Below are 17,180 nucleotides of genomic sequence, written 5' to 3' on the forward strand. Positions count from 1 at the left end.
GTCAGCGCAGGTGCGCGGCCAGCGCGGCCGTGATTGCGTCGAACGACGGACGCGCATCGACGTCCTCGTTCAGGCACGCCGCCGCCAGCGCATCGAGCGCGCCGGCGTGCGGTTCGCATCGCGCGAGCAATTCGCCGAGCAGATGGCCGAATGCCCGCACCTCGAGCCGTTCGAACCGGGCGCCGCGTGTACGGTCGTTCACGTCGTAAAGCGACGCCGCGCCGAAATCGCCGAGCAACGCACCGCCCTCCCCGTCGTGCAGGATGTTGTGCGCATACAGGTCGCCATGCATGATGCCGCGCGCATGCAGATGGCCGGCGACCGACGCGATGCCGTGCGCGATCCGCACCGCTTCCGCCGGATCGAATTGCGTGCCGGCCGCATAGACGTCGCGCGTGCAGGACGCGAAGCTCGGCGGCCCGGCGAGATTCGTGAGCGCGGGATCGACCCGCTCCATCACGAGACCGTGCGCGCCGTCGGGATGCCCGTACACCTTGCCGATCACCGGGATCACGTTCGGATGACGGCCGGCATGCAGGCACGCGGCCATTTCGCAATCGGGCAGGCCGTCGCTCGTTACCGCCCCCTTGAAGAGCTTGACCGCGACCGTCCGCGGCGGCTGGCCGTCCGCCCGCCACTGCGCGCGATAAATGACGCCCGATGCGCCCTCGCCCAGCTTCTGTTCACATGCAAGCGACGCCCAGTCGATCGCGACGACGTCCGGCCCGGCCGACGCCGCGGCCTCCGGCACCGCGCCGAACGGATTGCCGGCAACGGCAAGCCACGCGAGACGCGGCAGGTGCAGCAGCCAGTCGGGCAACGCATCCAGCCGGTTCGCCGACAGCCGCACCAGTTCCAGCGCGCGGCAGGCAGCCATTTCAGCCGGCAGCGCCCGCAGCCGGTTGCCGGCGAGCATGAGTTTCTGCAACCGCGAACAGTCGCCGATGTCGCCAGGCAGTTCGCCGATGTCGTTGTCGGTCAGGATCAGCCAGCGCAGCGCACGCGGCAGCGCGCCGCGCGGCACCGCGCCGATCCGGTTAGCCTTGAAGCCGATCATGTCGAGTTGCCCGCACGCGCCGAGTACGTCGGGAAAGGCGGTGAAGCGATTGCCCGACGCGAACAGGATGCGCAGGCGATGCAGCCGCGGCAGGTCGTCCGGCAGCGCGGACAGCGCATTGCCGGTCAGGTCGAGCACTTCGAGCGTGTCGGCAAGATCGAAGATCTCGCGCGGAAATTCGGTCAACCCGCATGCGAGCTTGAGTTGCCGCGCGCCCGACAGTTGTCCGGCCTGCAGTTGTTCGAGGGTGTGGGTCACGGTGAGAAAACGGGTGGCGGTTGCGATGATCGTTGGACCGATCGGACGAATTCTACCGGGATCGCTTTCGTGTACCTGCACGACCTTGTCACACCCCCTTCACAAATGCGCAATGTGACGTTAGAATTGCGGCCCTTGCAGTGCCGACGTGGTGAAATTGGTAGACACGCTATCTTGAGGGGGTAGTGGCGAAAGCTGTGCGAGTTCGAGTCTCGCCGTCGGCACCAGGTTAATGCAATGCGCTGCTTGCCAGCGCCACGCCACGGGTCGCCCGCACCCGATTCCTCCGCAGCAATCTGCTCCGCCCCCCGGTTCGCCCGCCTTGCGGCAGCCCATCCGCATCAAGACCGCGCGCAGCGGACGTAACGATCGTTCGCCACGGAAGCCGACTTGCGCAGAAGCACTCACCGCCTTCACGCGATGACATCGATCGTCACGTACATCGCTCCGCCCGCCGTCTTCACCTACTGCACGTACTGCTCGTTCCCCATCAGCCCGATCTTCGTCGCGCCCACCCGTTGCGCCGACGCCAGCACCGCGGCGACATCACGATACGGCGCCTGCCGATCCGGCCGGAGCCTGAGTTCGGCCTGCACCGGTTCGGCCGCGACCTGCGCCAGCTTCGCCTCGAGCGCCGCGCGATCGGGCAAGCGCGTGCCGTTCCATGCCGTCGCGCCGTCGGCCGCGACGTCGATCTGCACGACCTCCGGTTCCGCGGCCGGCGGCGCGGCGCCCACCGGCAGGTTCATCCGGACCGCATGCATCTGGATCGGAATGGTGATGATCAACATGATCAGCAGGACCAGCATCACGTCGATCAGCGGCGTCGTGTTGATGTCCACCATCACGTCCGGTTCGCTGCCCGACGATACGTTCATGCCCATGACTGCCTCCTAGCTGCCGCGCGCGGGCGGCTCCGTGATGAACGACACCTTCTCGATGCCCGCCCGTTCGCATGCCGCGATCACGCGACCGACGAACTCGTAACGCGTGCTCTCGTCGCCGCGCACGTGGACGTCCGGTTGCGGCGACTGCACCGCGACGCCCTTCAGGCGCGCGAGCAGCGTCGGCGCGTCGACCGGCGCCGCGTTCCAGAAGAATTCACCCTGACGATCGACCGCGATTTCGACACTCTCCGGCCGGCTCTGCAACGGCTGCACGGTTTCCTTCGGCAATTCCACCGGAATCGTGTGCGTCACCACCGGAATCGTGATCAGAAAAATGATGAGCAGTACCAACATCACGTCGACGAGCGGCGTTGTGTTGATCTGTGCGATGACCTCGTCGTCATCGTCCTGACGGATACTCATGCCCATGACCGGCTCCGCTCAGTCGATCAGCGCAGGCGTGCGCGCGTCGTCGCGCACGGGCCGTTTCCCGCTCGCCAGCACCACGACGTGAAGCTGCGCGCCGAATGCACGCACGCGTTCCATCACCGACTTGTTGCGGCGCACGAGGAAGTTGTAGCCGAGCACGGCGGGCACCGCCACCGCCAGGCCGATCGCGGTCATGATGAGCGCCTCGCCCACCGGCCCCGCGACCTTGTCGATCGACGCCTGGCCCGCGACGCCGATCGCGGTCAGCGCGTGATAGATGCCCCACACCGTGCCGAACAGGCCGACGAACGGCGCGGTCGATCCCACCGTACCGAGAAACGCAAGGCCGTCCTGCAAACGGTTCGACACGCTGGCCATCGCCCGCTCGACCGACGTGTCGACCCACGTATTGCGGTCGACGGCTTCGAGCAACACCTCGTCGTGATGCTCGCCGGCCTCGATCGCCGTCTCCGCAATGAAACGAAACGGCGACGCCGGGTCGAGCAACTGCACGCCTTCCGCGAGCGACGGCGCAGCCCACAGCTGCGCGTCGGCCCGTTTCGCGCGGCGGTTCGCACGGGTCTGCTCGAAGAACTTCGTGACCATGATGTACCAGCTGCCCATCGACATCACGACCAGCAGGATCAGTACGAAACGCGCGACGAAGTCGCCGCCGCGCCACAACGCGTCGAGTCCGTACGGATTGGCCGCAGCGGCCGGCACGGCAGGCGCTGCCTGCGGCGCGGGACCGGCGACGGCCGGAACGGCCGGCAGCGCGGCGACGGTGGCGGTGGCCGGTGCCGCCGCGGCACGCGTCTCGGCCCGCGCATCATGCGGCGCGACGAGCACGCCTGCCATACCACCGGCAATCATCAGGCTGGCCGCGAAAGCGGCAATCAATTGCTTCTTCATGTCTGCTCCATTGATCGATCTGAATATGCATCCGGCACCCAGGCTGCCGGTTTTCGCGAAACGCACCGGTCAGTTCAGGTTGAACGAGAACGGCACCTGCACACGTATCGCCTGCCCTTGCGCGATACAGCTGAAGCGCCTCACCGCCGCCAGCGCCGCCCGATCGAGGATCGGGTCGGCGGACTGCGCGACGCGCTCGCCGGACACGCGGCCGTCCGCATCGACGACAAACTCCACCAGCACGTTGCCGGTGATGTTGTTTTCCAGCGCTTCTCGCGGATAGCGCAGCGATGCGCGCACCTGCTCCGAATTCGGGCACACGACGCCCACTTCGTGGCTCGGCGCAACGGGTGCCGCGGGGGCAGCCGGCAGCGCAGGGGCGGAGACCACGGGGGTCGCCGTGTGCGCCAGCGTCGACTGCGCCTGCGCGTGGACCGGCACCTCGGGCGGCGGCACGAACATTCGCGGCGAGGGCACCACCTTCGACGGCTGCGCCTTCACGACCGGTTTCGGCGGCGGGGGCGGCGGAGGCGGTTTGACCGGCTCGATGATCCGTACGTCGACCGGGTGCTGGACGATCTCCGTCACGCGATTGGCGAGACCGTTCAGCAACGCATAGATCAGCGCCGCGTGCAGCAGCAGGACAGCCGCGATGCCGCCGTAGCGGCGCACGGGATGGCCGCTCGCCTGCCCGTACGGGCGCGGTTGTCCGGCGGGCCGGCGGGCCGGGGCGGGTTGCGCAAACATGGAACCTCCTCGAATCGTCTGCGCGTCAGAACGGCGCGCTCAGTTGCACGCCGATCGTGCGCGGCTGGATCACCGACGCCCACACGTTGCCGCCGAGCGGCACATAACTCGTGTTGGCGGACAGCAGGCCCTCGCGGTTGAACAGGTTCCTGACGAAGAACGACAGGCTCGCGTAGCGCAGGTCGACGCCCAGTTGCAGATCCGTGACCGCATAGGCGGGCAGCACGAAATCGGGCGAGCCCGTGGCGCCCGCGAAGCTCGCATGGCGCTCGCCCACGAAGCGTTCGGTCGCACCGGCGACAGCCGACCACGGGCCGAGCGGAAAGCGGTAGCTCGCACCCAGCGATGCCGCGAACTTCGCGGTGTTCGGCAGACGGTCGCCCGTGCGCGCGCCGACGCTCGGCGACCCCTTGGTCAGGTACGCGTCGATTGCGGCAAGCGACGCGTTGAACGACAGGGCCGACGTCGGCCGCACCACGCCCGATGCCTCCAGCCCCTTGATCCGCGCATTGCCCGCGTTGACGAGCTGCGCGACGCCGTCCACCGCCCCGTACTGCTGGATGTCGTGCCACTCGATGTCATAGGCCGACAGCGCGACCGACACGCGGTTGTCGAGCAGGTCCGCCTTGTAACCGACTTCGTAGTTCCACAGCGTGTCGGGCCTGTAGGTCGGATTGCCGGCGATCAGTTGCCCCGTCACCGCACTGACCGCCATGCTGTTGGGGCCACCCGGGCGATAGCCGCTCGCGACGCGCGCATAGACGTTGCTGGTCGGCGTGAGCTTGTAGCTGGCCGTGAACATGTACGTCTTGCTCGTATCCGATGACGCGCCCGGCGCGGACAACGGCGTCGGCACGAGCATGCCGGACGTCTCCTGCCGGTAGTCCTGACTGTTGTGGGCAATGCGCATGCCGGCCGTCAGCGCGATGCGCGACGTGGCGTTGTAGGTGACGTCGCCGTAGGCCGCGAATTCCTGGTAGCTGCCGGAATAGCCGAGCTTCTCCAGATCGCCGAGCGGTTGGCCGCCCGCGGTCGCACGATAGGCTTGCACGGTGGTGCTGTGCTCATGATCGTAATAAAGCCCCGCGACCCACTCGAGCGTCCGGTTGCCGGGCGAGGTCAGCCGCAGTTCCTGCGTCACCTTGTTGGTGCCGACGGTGGAACTGGGCGTGACCGTGCTGACGTCGAGTCCGCCCGCCGCGAGGATCGGCGCATAGAACGGCGTGAAGTCGAGCGTCGTCGACGTACGCAGCGACTGGTACGCGGAAATTGCATTGAGGCGCGCCCAGCCGAAATCGTATTCGGCATTCGCGGTGTAGAACTGGTTGCTCTGGTGATACGGCTCGGGTGCATCCTGCAGTTTGGTCAACGCGCCGTACGCGGGCCGGCCGTCCATCCCGTAGTCGACGTAGTTCTGCCCGCTGCTGTTGATGTTCTGGATCGTGGCCGTGAATCGGAACGTGAGCTTGCGCGTCGGCGTCACGAGCAGCGACGCACGCATACCGGTGGTGTCGCTCCGGTTGATGCGCGTGCCGGCTGCCGCGCCCGTCGCGTCGACGTAACCGCCGTCGTGATTGTTGAACGCGGCGATGCGCAGCGCGGCGACGTCCTGTTTCAGCGGCAGGTTCAGTACCACGTTGGTCGTGTTGTTGAGACCGCCGTGCCAGGTCGACGAGAACGTCGTCCCGACCGTGCCGAAGAAGCTCTCGGTATCGGGCTGGTTGGTGACGTATTTCAACAGGCCGCCCATCGCGCCCGCGCCGTACAGCGTTCCTTGCGGCCCGAACAGGATCTCGATGTGGTTCAGGTCGAGCAGCCCCATGTCGAGGGCCAGCGCGGCCCCGCCGCCCGACACGGTATTCGAGCCGAGCGGCGTATCGTCGACGTATACACCCACGGTCGGTCCGACGTCCTTGCCGGCCGTCACACCGCGCATCGAGATCGTTCCCTGGCCGGGGCCGCCCCCGCTGTTGAAACCGACGCCCGGCTGCGTCGACAGGTAGTCGCTCAGCTTCGTGGCGCCCGACTTCTGCAGCGCGTCGCTCGACAGCGTGTCGATCTTCATCGGCACTTCGCGCGCGGGCTCACGGCGCCGGTTGGCCGTCACCTCGACGGAATTGAGCGTGATTGCCGCGCTGCCGGCGCTGCCCCTGGCGCTGCCGTGCGCATCGCGGCTCGCGGCGGGCGCCGCGTTCTGCGTGGCAGCCGACGCGGGCGGCTGCGTGCCGGTCTGCGCGGGTTCGGTCTGTGCGCACGCGCCCGATGCGGCAAGAAACATCTGCATGACGGAAACGGCAACCAGCGTACGCCTGAATATCGTCGACTCCACTGCGCCCCCGCCCTTCTTGCTTGCCATCTGCATCTCCTCCTGTCTGTCTGAACGTAAGCGGACGTGTCCGACTTCCCGAGCCGTCCGGCGTGCGGACCGCCCGTCCGAATGACTCCAAGGTAAGCAGCCAAATCGGCCGCTGCTTTTGCGCAACGCCGAAAAACATTGGCTACCGTCCTCGGCCGATCGCGTCCTGCCGATCGCGCAAAAAGCACGCACGCAAGCGGACGCGGCGTGCAGTGCGGCAATCGGGCAACCGGGGTGGAATGCGGGAAAGGAAGAAGATGAAGCGTGCCTTTCGCGCGCAGGCGCGCACGAAAGACACATCACGCACGGCTGGCCCGCGTGCGGCGATGCGGCGGCCGGACGGCCGCGCGGATGACGACGTTAAAGCGCCTGCGCGCCGACTTCGCAGCGCGGTTCGAAACGGGTACGGAAGGCACGCAACACGAGACCCAGCAGGATCACGCTGCCGACGGCGGCCGGCACGCCGAGCCACGCGATGCCCTTGAGCAACGCGTACGGTGCGCCGTTCAGTGCATCGGAGATCGCTCCCACCGAGGGCACGGACACCGCCTGGAACGCATAGGTGACGAGCGACGACGTACCGACGACGCGCCCGCGCAAATGCGGCGGCGCGATGTCCTGCAACAGCGTCGGTGTCAGCGCGGCCCCGCAGATATAGACCGCGATGATGCCTATCATGCACGCGAGCAGCATTGGCGCGCTCGTCGCGAACGACAGGCTCAACAGCAGCAGTGCGGCGAGCAGCGCCATCGCGCAACCGATCACGACCGGCAACAGCCGGCCCCAGCGCGCCCGCAGACATCGCACGGCCAGCACGCTCGCCAGCAGGCCGAGCGCCGACCCGCCGCCCACCGCGATGCCGCTGTACAGCCCCGACTGCGCGACGTCGACGTGAAAGTCGCGAATCAGTGCAACCGGCGCCCAGCCCAGGATCGCGCCGACATAGAATGCCGCCATCGCATAGCCGACGATCAGGCACGTCAGCATCGTGCCCGAGCGCCGCCAATAGTGCACGAGCGTCTCCTGCACGCGTTCGCGCACGCCGGCCGTGCCGCCGCGCGGCGGATGGCCGACCAGCGCGAACAGGCACGCGACGACGGGCCCCGGTATCGAGACGAGCAGGAACGCCAGCCGCCACGGTTCGATCGACAGCGCGTGCGCGAGCGGCGCGGCCAGGCTGAAGATCGCACCGGCACCGGCGATGCCGAGCCCGGCGCCGAACAGCGCGACCGCGAAAAAGATCGTGTTCGCCGCCGTGCGCAGCGCGGGCGGAAACAGGTCGGGCAACAAGCTGTAGACGACCGGCCCGAGCCCCGCCTCGCCCACCGCGAGTGTCAGCGTGCAGAGGAACAGCATCCAGCCTTGCGTCACGAGGCCGCAAAGCGCCGTGCCTGCACTCCACACGAGCACGCAGCCGACCAGCAGCCAGCGCCGGTCGACCCGGTCCGTGAGCCAGCCGAGCAGCGGCGACGCCAGCGCGCCAAACAGGATGGGGCCGAAGCCGACGATCGCCCCCAGGCTGGTGTCGCTGAGCTGCAGGTCGCGCTTGAGCGGCTCGACGGCGAGCGTCAGCATCTGACGGTCGGTAATGCCCAGTATCGCGGCCAGCGCGAGCACGGCCAGCGCAAACCATGCGCGCGACAATGACGGCGATCGACCGGTTGTTTCGTTTAACACGCTGCGTCTCCTCCGCTGACGATCCTGCCCATAGACAATAGCCGCTTGACTGCGGCAAAACTTTCGCGAACGGCCGGCAGTGTTTTGCCGGCGTCCGCGGGACCTCGACTGCCTGACGGTCAGGGTAGGGTCATGCCGTGATTTCGTCGAAAGGCCACATCGGGCGCGCCAGGCGTGCGTAGTCGTCGGCCCTGAAGTCGAGACTCAGCGATCCCGGCGTATCGCAGTAGTAGATGGCACGTGCCAGCGGGCCAAACAGTGCCTGGAAATGCTGCGTCGACTTCACCACGACGATGCGGCAACGCCGCAGGTCGATGCCGAGATCGAAAAAGCAGCTCGGACTGTAGGTTTGCTGCCGCACGGAGTTGACCACCACGCGCACGCCGTCGATGTCCAGTACCGCGGAAAGGCCGAGGCCGGGCCCCGGAAACTTGAACGTCTCGTCGCGTTGCGCCAACCCCGCATCGACGGCCAGGACCCGGGCGACCACGTCGAGCGGGCGTCCCGCGCGCGGACCGCTCTTGCCGCCGAGGCGCAGCGCGATCGTCGCGCCCACGCCGGCGTCGCGCGCGAACACCGCCGCGACGGGATCCCAGATCATGCCGATCGCCACGTTGCGCAGACCGCGCTCGAGGATGGCGTCGAGGATGAACGTGGAGTCGGAGCCGGCGCCGCCGCCCGGATTGTCGGCCGTGTCGGCAATCACGAACGGCCGGCCGGGCGCGTCGGGCGATGCGGCTTCGATCTCGTCGAGAATGCGCTCGATCGGCAGGCGCAGCGCGTGCGTCTCGTCACGCACGGCCACGAAGCCGTGCGCCAGTTCGCGTGCCAGCGTGCGGCCCTGTGCGCTTGCCGCAGCGCGATTGCCGTCGCTCACCACCAGCACGCCGGCGCCCGTATCCGGGAAATCGGACCACGGAAATCCATGAATCAGCGACACCGACAGGATGCCGTCGCGCCCCTCCCGGTCCGCCGCGTCCTGGTTCAGTCTCGCCATGCGCGGCTCGGTCGTGAAGAACATGCCGAGCATCGGCACGCGTTCGAAGTGCATCGTCGGCCGGATCTCGCCGCGCGCGGCTCGTTCGGCGAGGTTGATCAGGTCGACCGCCCGTTCGTCGAAGTCGGTATGCGGATAGTGCTTGCACGCGAGCAGGATGTCGCAATGGTCGAGCATCGCCGCCGTGACGTTGGCATGCAGGTCCAGCTCGACGCCGATCACGACGTCGGGGCCGACGAGCGCGCGCGTCTTCGCCAGCAGGTCCCCCTCGCAATCGTCGTACCCCTGCGCCATCTGCGCGCCGTGCAGCAGATACAGCACGATGTCGACCGGCTGCGCGCCGCGCAGCCCGTCCAGGATCTCGTCGCGCAGCGTTTCGTAATCCTGCTGCGAGCACGGTGCGCCGGGTTCGGCGAACGCGAAAATCGACGCACTCACCTCATGGCCGCGCGCACGCGCCTCGCGCACGAATGTGCCGTAGCCGACGAGTTCGTCCGCCCGCTCGTCGGGCACGCCGCCGGCCGGCCGGTACAGCGTGCGCTCCTCGAACGAGTGCAGGCTGGTCGGAATCGGGGAAAAGGAATTGGTCTCGTGCGCTAGCGCGGCAACGAAGATACGCATGGTCACTCCTGCTCGGTGTTGAGTATCGGTCGGTGAAACACGGCCAGGCGGTCATGCAGACGTCATGATCTGCATCGGCATCACGAATCCGTGCCTCCCCTAATAATCTGCATGACGAAATAATTTCGACTGCCGTCCGGCCTGGCGACATCCATCGGATGCAGCGGACAGGCGCCCGCCCGGGGCGCGTCAGTCCTCGCGTTTCAGATAGCGCAAGCGTGTATGCACGCCCAGCGGCCGGTCGCCGTCGCCGCGGAAGGACACCAGCGCCAGCCGCCCGTTGATCCCGCAGAGCTGCGCATCGGACGTCCCCGGCGGCGCGAACAGGTCATCGGCCAGCTGAGCCAGTTCGAGAACGTAAGTCGAGCCGCCGTCGAACGCGAAGCGCGTCTCGCCATCACCCGCTTCCACGCCACTGCTCGGCCACTGCGTGGCCCGGCGGCTGTCGGCATCCATCTCGGTCCAGTACGCTTCGACCGACAGCCGCTCGCTTCCCGCCACCGACGCGAGGCGCATCGGGTAATGCCGGTATCGGCCCGCGTAACGGGACAGCGCACGGGTCGATGCGCGCCGCTCGAACGGCATCGCGGCGTCGTGCCCGAGATGCGCGAGCGTCGCGAGCAGCACCTGGTCGTGCAGCGGGCTGGCGCCGGGGCCCGTCCCGGCGGTGAACACCACGAGATCCAGCTCGGGACAGATCGCGAAGCTCGACGTGGTGCCGTACGTCGTGCCGCCGTGCCAGTACACGGTCACGCCGCTCACCGGTACCTTCCACCACCCGAGGCAGATCGGCGGCACGCACGGGCGCCCCGAATCGAAGGTCACGGCCTGCATGGCCGCGATCGTCTCCGGCGCGAGGATCCGCGTGCCGTCGATCGAACCGCCGGCCAGATGCATGCGCCCGTAGGCGAGCATGTCCCGCACCGTTGAAATGGGCGTCGAACCGGCACCTGCCAGCGACGGCGGCAACAGGTACGCATGCGTGGCCTGCAACGCGCCGCTCGTCGCGTTCGCAAACACCCCCACCGCATGCCGATGGAGGATCGCCTGCTCGGCCGACGTGCACGATTCGTTCATCCCGCACGGACGGAACAGCGCTTCTTCGAGCACCTGGTTGTACGGCTTGCCGGACAACACCTCGATCAGCCGCGCGGCCACCACGAAGCCGGGGTTCGAATAGTGGATCGTCTCGCCCGGCTCGAACAGCGTGCCGAAGCCGGACAGGCGATCCACGAAGTCGCGCGTCGCGCCCGCGCCGGTTTCGGCCATCGGGCTGAAGCCGTCGGCATCGATGCCGTTCGTGTGATTGAGCAGATGCCGGATACACAGACCTTGCGCGCGCGCCGGCTCGGCCAGCGCGAACGACGGCAGGTGCGCGACGACCGGATCATCGAGGCCGATCCGGCCCGACTCGACGTAACGCATCAACAGGTGCGTCGTCATCACTTTGGTAACCGAACCGATCTGGAAGCGCGTATCGACGGTCATCTCCGCGCCGGTGTTCAGGTTCGCGACGCCGTGCGCCAGTTCGATCTGTTCGCCCCGGTGCCAGACGCCGGCGACATAACCGGCCGTCGCCCGACCGGTCACGGCGTTCGCAAGCAGGTCGTCAAGCTGGTGCCTCAGGATTTGCATAGCCGGATTCCATGGTAAGAAAATGTGCGTCGCCCCGCGCCGCGACATCGATCGTGGCAGGCACGCATGTCGCCAATGTAAGGGCGTTCCGCACCGCGTCCTTTTGCCAGCGGCCGGAATGCTTTTGCGCGCGACTGCCGCGGGCAGGGCCGGCAAGCATCACCCCCGCACGCGCAGGCAGATGGACGCACCCGACAATTCCGTGGCGGACAGCGAAAGCGCGCGACCGATGCGTCGGTTATGGTGTGAGGTCCACGGGCAGGCATGCGATCGCTCGCCGCCGCCCCTTCAAGTTCTTGCGGAATCGGGGAATTCCAATGCGCACATGGCTTCCGGCCTTCCTGAGTCGCGACTGGGCGGGCCTGCCCATCGCGTTCGCCATCGGCAGCGCGGGCGGCGTGCTCGCGTGCACCGGCCTGCGCGTGACGGGCGGCATCGTACTCGTCGTCGGCATCGCGCTCGCGGCCGGCGCGCTCCATCACCTCGCGTTCCTGGCGCGCTTGCGCAAGACCTGCCCGCCTCCCGGGAAACTCGTGGATGCCGGCGGCCATCGCATCCACGTCCTTGCGGAAGGCCGCGCGAACGATCTGCCGCCGATCGTGTGGATGTCGGGTGCCCACATGGGCGGCCTCGTGCTGCATCATCTGCATCTGGCGTTTCGCGACACGACGCGCTCGATCCTGATCGACCGGCCCGGCAGCGGCTGGAGCGAAGCCGGCCCGTATCCTCGCTCGACCGCACGCGAGGTCGAAGAAGTGGTAGAGGCGCTGCAGCGCGCGGGCGAACACGGGCCGTTCGTGTTCGTCGGCCATTCGTTCGGCGGCCTGCTCGTCGCCAACCTCGCGCGCCGCCATCCGAATCTCGTCCGCGGCCTCGTGCTGCTCGATGCGACGCATCCCGACTTCTTCAACTATGCGCCGCCGTGCCTGCGCCCCACCGCGATGGTGCTGGGCGGCAACCTCGGCGGGCTGCTGCACCTGTTCGGCATCCACCTCGATCTGTTCGACGTGCTGGGCCGGCGCCAGCCCGCCGTCAGGCATTTGCTCGACCTCGTCAGGACCTGCCTTGCGGACGCGATGGCGCTCGGCGCCGCGCGCATCGAGATGCATGCGCGCGCCGGTTTCAGCGCCGCATCCGCGCTGTCGGAGCTGAGCATCGCGGGCAGCGCGCGGGCAGGCTTCGACACGCTGGTTCACGATGGCGAGCTCGGCGATCTGCCGGTGTTCGTCGTCACCCCGCGCGACGCGTTGGAGATGCGGCCGGAGAACGCCGCCGACAGGCACAAGCTGTATCGCCGCATGGGTGTCGACGAAGCCGGCTTCGCGCGCTATCTCGCGCTGATGACCGCATTGCGCGGCCGCTATCTGTCGACGTCGTCGCACAGCGAGCTGATCCACGCGCCGGCCGGCAACGGTCACAATTTCCCGTACGAATCGCCGGCGTTCGTGGTGCAGGTGGTCGACCGCATGCTGCGCATGCACGCGTGCGTCGCCTGACGCACGCGCCCTGCCGCTCAATCGAAGGTTGACGGGCGTTCGGCCGCCACCGAACCGCCGCGCGCGCGCAACTCGCGCGGCGACATGCCGAACCGCTTCTGGATCGCGACGGAGAAGCTGCTCGGATGGTTGTAGCCTACCGCGTATGCAACATCGGTGACCGGCACGCCGGGCTCGCGCAGGAGCCGCAGCGCCTGCTGCATGCGCAGTTCGTGCGCATATTCGTGTACGCTCTTGCCAAGCAGCGTGCGAAACCCGGCACACAGGCTGCTGCGGCTCAGCCCGACCTGACGCGACAGCGCGTCGAGCGAAGGCGGTGCAGCGAAATGCTCCTGCAACACCAGTTGCGCCTTCGATACCGCGCGCCGCGTCATGCGGGTCACCTCGCCGCGCCCGGCGTCGTCATCGGCATGCTGCACGGCGTCGGAGACCGAATCAATCGCATGCGCGACGATCTCGAGGCTGCGCCCATGCAGGTAGATCGACCGGCTGCGGCCGTCGAGCGGGCAGTCGCCAATGCTCTGCAAGCAGTCGAACAGCACCGGTGAAATCGGCGCCGCGTGCATGAACGACTCCCTCAGCGTACCTTCGACGAAATGCCGCAGCGGGGTCGGCAGCGCGTCCTCCGCACCGGCGTAGAGCGCGCTCAGCGCACTGCGGTGCAGGTAGATGCTCGTCACCTGATGGTGGCCACGCTCGATCACGTCGCCCGCCGGCATGCCGTCGGGTTCCGCGACCAGCATCATCGAAGGACCGTCGAGGTCGATCTCGCGCCCGGCCACCGAATACGACCCGGTTCCGCAGCGAGCGATGCGGATGCGCAGCGTGTTCTGTCCACGCGTGCGCCGCCGCACGACGCCCGCGAAGCTGACGTCGACGGACGTCATCCAGAATGCCGGCGATTGTGCGTGAAATTCGGTCCGGCCTTCCGCGTACGCGTTCGCATAGTCGACGCGATAGTGATGTCCGTTGCCGATCTGCCGGATCTCCGTCGACGGAAAATCCGGCACCGACAGGTTCGTGGCCGGCACGGCCAGATCGCGACTCAGCGAATCGTAGTCAAGGTACGGGGAATACAGGTTCTGCAACATCGGCGCGGGACTCCGGTGGCCGCCCCGCGTCCTGCCGGAAGCGAGGCGCGATTCTTGCGATCGCGGCAACGCTTCTTTATATCAAGCCGGAAATACGACGCAAAGAACATGTTTACCCCCGAATCGGCCCGCTACCGGCAAGCAGCAACGGTCCCGACCGGCCACCTCACGCTCCACGCCCCCGCCCTGCCGCAACCCGTCCGGCGCGGCGCGACACCGGCCGCGCCGCGCCCGTCACGACACCAGCACGTCGTCCCCCTTCACCGCATACGCGGCCTCCCGCCGCCGCAGCTTCATCGCGATCAACGCCGCCAGCACCGCCAGCCCGGCGCCCGTGAGAAACCCGCCCGTGTAACCGACCTTCGCGGTCAGCGACAGGATCGTCGACGATGCGATCAGCTCGCCGAGATCGCGGGTGCTCTGCACGGCCGTCACGTCGGTGCCTGCCTGATCGCTGCCGCCCGCGAAGCGCATGCCGGCCGTCATGATCGATACGGACGTGATCCCCGTCGCCAGCGAGCCGAGCACCGTGCACAGCCACGCCCACGACGCGGACACCGGCAGCCATCCGCTCGCCTGCGCGAACCACAGCAATGCCGCGGCCCCCGCACAGCTCACGCCTGCCGTAAACGCCCGCCACAAACCGAGCCCCCGCACGAGCCACGCGCCGCCGCCGCAACCGAGCACGACCGTCACGACGCCACCGGCCATCCCGAGTTTCCCGATCGCGTCGAGCGTCCAGCCCGCATCGTTGAGGAACAGCTTCGACAGGCCGAAGCCCGATACGGCCGTCATCGCCGACAGCAGCGCGAGCGACAGCAGCGACCACGAACGCGGCCGCTTCGCGAAGCGCACGAGGCTCGCGGTGTGCTCGGACCGGGCGCGCGCGCGATCCGCGTCGCGCGGCAATACCCACAGCACGCAGACCAGGCTCGCGAGCGGGACGGCCGCCAGCGCGAGAAACGCGGCTTGCTGGCCGAACAGGCCGATCAGCGTCAACGTGCCGGCGCCGCCGCCGAAGAAGCCGATCATGACGCCCGCGATCTGGATCGCGTTGATCTTCGCGAGTGTGTCGCCGCTGAAGTGCTCGGCGGCCATTCCGTCGTTCGCGATGTCCTGCGTCGCGCTCGCGAGCGACGCGATGGCCAGCAGACCGACCGCCCACCCGGCCGTCGCGACCGTCATGCCGATCTGCGCGAGGCTGGCGAGGCACAGCACGACCACGGCCTGCATCGGCAGCATCCAGCTGCGCCGCCGGCCGATGCGTGACGACCAGCGGTTGTCGACGACGGGCGCCCACAGGAATTTCACGACCCACGGCAGCCCGACGAGCGGCAAGAACGCAAGTGCGTGAAGCGGCGCGCCGTCATGGCGCAGCAGTGTCGGCATCGCGTCCATCGCAATACCGATTGGAATTCCCTGTGACAGGTAAAGCAGCGTGATCGTGATGACCAGGCGGCGATGTTCGAGCAGATCGCGCATCGAAGTCTCCAGTTGCATGAGGTTAAAAAGAATCGGCGCCGGCCGGCACGCGCGCGGCCTGCATGGCGTCGCGCCGCGGACGGCGAGCCGACCGCAGCAGCAATGCGCCGAATGCGACGAGTGCCGCGTCGATCGGCCAGTAAACCGGGTGGGCGGCACCAAGCAGCGCAATCGCGCAATGCGTCGCGCCGGCCAGCCCGTATGCCGCGCCGGCCGCCCGCATCAGGACGCGCAGCCATGCCGCGCGCTCGGCCACACAGGCCGCGAGCGCAATCGCGCCGCCCCACACGGCCCAGAACAGCATCGCGAGCGCATGATCGACATGCACGCCGTCGGGCAATGCGCGCCCGGCAAACAGCAGCACGCCGCCCGCCAGCACGAGGCCGCCGCATGCGCCAACCGCAACGGCGGCCAGCGCGTCGGCCGAACGATCGCGCTGTGCACGCCGCCGCTCGATCCACAGATGCAGCCCCGTTGCGCACAGCGCGCATGCGGCGAGTCCCATCAGGAAATGCAGCACGCGCAACACGCCGCCCGTCGCGCCGACCCAGCCGTATTGCGCGAAATGCAGCGGCTGCACCGCGATAAACGCGCGCAGCCAGAAGCCGCGGCCGCGCGACGTGGCGTCCGCGAGCCATTGCCCGTCCGCCGCGCGATACAGGTGACGCTCGAACACGGCCGTGCTCGGCAGGCCCGCAGTCGTACCCGCAATCTCGATGCGCGCGTTCGCGTCGCCCCAGCGATGCAGCACGACGGCCTCTTGCCGGAACCCGGGCACGCGCGTCGCATCGCGCCGCAGCAGCGCGTCGAGCTCGGGCGCGTGCCGCCACGGGCCGCCCGCCTCGACGGGCGGCGGCCCGCCGAGCAGTGCGGCGAATGCGCGCTGCGGCTGCCCCGGATACGCAACACCTGCCAGCGACACCGTGCCGAGCGCGCCGAGCCCCGACAACGCGCCGGTGAACGCGAACAACACGAGCCACGGCGTCCCCCACAGGCCGATCCACGCGTGCAGGTCGAACAGCGCGACACGCAACCCGCGGCCGCGCCGGATGCGCGCCGCGTCGGGCCAGCGCCGGTGATGGACGACCAGGCCCGCGACGATGAGCACGAGCAGCACGATGCCCCACAGGCTGACGAAGATGCGGCCGGGAAACCCGGCGAACAGCGTCTTGTGCAGCGTGACGATCAATGCCCCTCGTCCCGCGTCGGGCAGCGGCTCGCCCGTGGCCGGATCGAGCGCGAGCGTGCATGCCTGGCGTGCGTCGCAGAAACGGATGGCCGGATCGGCCGGCTGCGGCAGCACGATGCGCGCATCGCGCAACGCGACCCCGCGCGCCGCCGCGCGCGCGACGAGTGCATCGAGCGGCAGCGTCGGCCGCGCGACGGCGACCGGCGGCGGCCGCCACCAGCCCTGCATCGAATCGAAGGCGAGACTCCAGGTGCCGCTGAACAGCACGACGAACAGCACCACGCCGAACAGCGCACCGGCGCCGCGATGCAGCGCGCGCCAGCGCGAACGCGACGAAGCGTCCATG

General features: G+C 68.3%; 13 protein-coding genes and 1 tRNA gene. 2 read left to right on the forward strand and 12 right to left on the reverse strand.

Going from position 1 to position 17,180, the window contains the following annotated elements; translation table 11 throughout:
• Nucleotide 1 precedes the first annotated feature (1 nt).
• Nucleotides 2–1,315, reverse strand: coding sequence for a leucine-rich repeat-containing protein kinase family protein (locus tag OHZ10_RS31120; RefSeq protein ID WP_342705293.1), 1,314 nt, complete (start codon nt 1,313–1,315; stop codon nt 2–4).
• A 142-nt stretch (nt 1,316–1,457) separates the two neighbouring features.
• Between OHZ10_RS31120 and OHZ10_RS31125 the strand changes: the two genes are divergently transcribed.
• A tRNA-Leu gene (locus tag OHZ10_RS31125) sits at nt 1,458–1,542 on the forward strand.
• 237 nt (nt 1,543–1,779) lie between these two features.
• Here OHZ10_RS31125 and OHZ10_RS31130 read toward each other — a convergent pair.
• The 8 genes from OHZ10_RS31130 to OHZ10_RS31165 form a co-directional block, all read right to left on the reverse strand.
• Nucleotides 1,780–2,199 carry an ExbD/TolR family protein gene (locus OHZ10_RS31130; protein WP_059239436.1) on the reverse strand — a complete coding sequence of 140 codons (420 nt, stop codon included), beginning with the start codon at nt 2,197–2,199 and terminating at the stop codon, nt 1,780–1,782.
• A 9-nt stretch (nt 2,200–2,208) separates the two neighbouring features.
• Entirely contained in the window at nt 2,209–2,631 is a 423-nt protein-coding gene (locus OHZ10_RS31135; protein WP_059239434.1) for an ExbD/TolR family protein, read from the reverse strand.
• A gap of 12 nt (nt 2,632–2,643) precedes the next feature.
• Nucleotides 2,644–3,543: a MotA/TolQ/ExbB proton channel family protein gene (locus tag OHZ10_RS31140; RefSeq protein WP_342705294.1), complete on the reverse strand. Its 900-nt coding sequence runs from the start codon at nt 3,541–3,543 to the stop codon at nt 2,644–2,646.
• A gap of 69 nt (nt 3,544–3,612) precedes the next feature.
• Entirely contained in the window at nt 3,613–4,290 is a 678-nt protein-coding gene (locus tag OHZ10_RS31145; protein ID WP_342705295.1) for an energy transducer TonB, read from the reverse strand.
• A gap of 25 nt (nt 4,291–4,315) precedes the next feature.
• Nucleotides 4,316–6,646, reverse strand: coding sequence for a TonB-dependent receptor (locus OHZ10_RS31150; RefSeq protein WP_342705296.1), 2,331 nt, complete (start codon nt 6,644–6,646; stop codon nt 4,316–4,318).
• Between the two features lie 360 nt (nt 6,647–7,006).
• Nucleotides 7,007–8,323, reverse strand: coding sequence for an MFS transporter (locus OHZ10_RS31155; protein ID WP_155627264.1), 1,317 nt, complete (start codon nt 8,321–8,323; stop codon nt 7,007–7,009).
• A 130-nt stretch (nt 8,324–8,453) separates the two neighbouring features.
• Complete coding sequence (locus OHZ10_RS31160) at nt 8,454–9,941, reverse strand: M81 family metallopeptidase (protein WP_342705297.1); 1,488 nt, start codon at nt 9,939–9,941, stop codon at nt 8,454–8,456.
• 189 nt (nt 9,942–10,130) lie between these two features.
• Nucleotides 10,131–11,576 carry a serine hydrolase domain-containing protein gene (locus tag OHZ10_RS31165; RefSeq protein WP_342705298.1) on the reverse strand — a complete coding sequence of 482 codons (1,446 nt, stop codon included), beginning with the start codon at nt 11,574–11,576 and terminating at the stop codon, nt 10,131–10,133.
• 317 nt (nt 11,577–11,893) lie between these two features.
• On the opposite strand from OHZ10_RS31165, the gene OHZ10_RS31170 reads away from it, so the two are divergent.
• Nucleotides 11,894–13,072, forward strand: a complete 1,179-nt coding sequence (locus OHZ10_RS31170) for an alpha/beta hydrolase (protein WP_342705299.1) — start codon at nt 11,894–11,896, stop codon at nt 13,070–13,072.
• A 17-nt stretch (nt 13,073–13,089) separates the two neighbouring features.
• Here OHZ10_RS31170 and OHZ10_RS31175 read toward each other — a convergent pair whose 3' ends face one another.
• The 3 genes from OHZ10_RS31175 to OHZ10_RS31185 form a co-directional block, all read right to left on the reverse strand.
• Nucleotides 13,090–14,163 carry a helix-turn-helix transcriptional regulator gene (locus OHZ10_RS31175; RefSeq protein WP_059239419.1) on the reverse strand — a complete coding sequence of 358 codons (1,074 nt, stop codon included), beginning with the start codon at nt 14,161–14,163 and terminating at the stop codon, nt 13,090–13,092.
• Nucleotides 14,164–14,397: 234 nt separating this feature from the next.
• A complete protein-coding gene (locus OHZ10_RS31180) occupies nt 14,398–15,645 on the reverse strand; it encodes a RhtX/FptX family siderophore transporter (RefSeq protein ID WP_256087256.1) in 1,248 nt (415 codons plus the stop codon).
• A 22-nt stretch (nt 15,646–15,667) separates the two neighbouring features.
• Nucleotides 15,668–17,179: a PepSY-associated TM helix domain-containing protein gene (locus OHZ10_RS31185; protein ID WP_342705300.1), complete on the reverse strand. Its 1,512-nt coding sequence runs from the start codon at nt 17,177–17,179 to the stop codon at nt 15,668–15,670.
• Nucleotide 17,180 lies beyond the last annotated feature (1 nt).

Source organism: Burkholderia arboris, assembly GCF_038723655.1.
GTDB classification, from domain to species: Bacteria; Pseudomonadota; Gammaproteobacteria; order Burkholderiales; family Burkholderiaceae; genus Burkholderia; species Burkholderia arboris.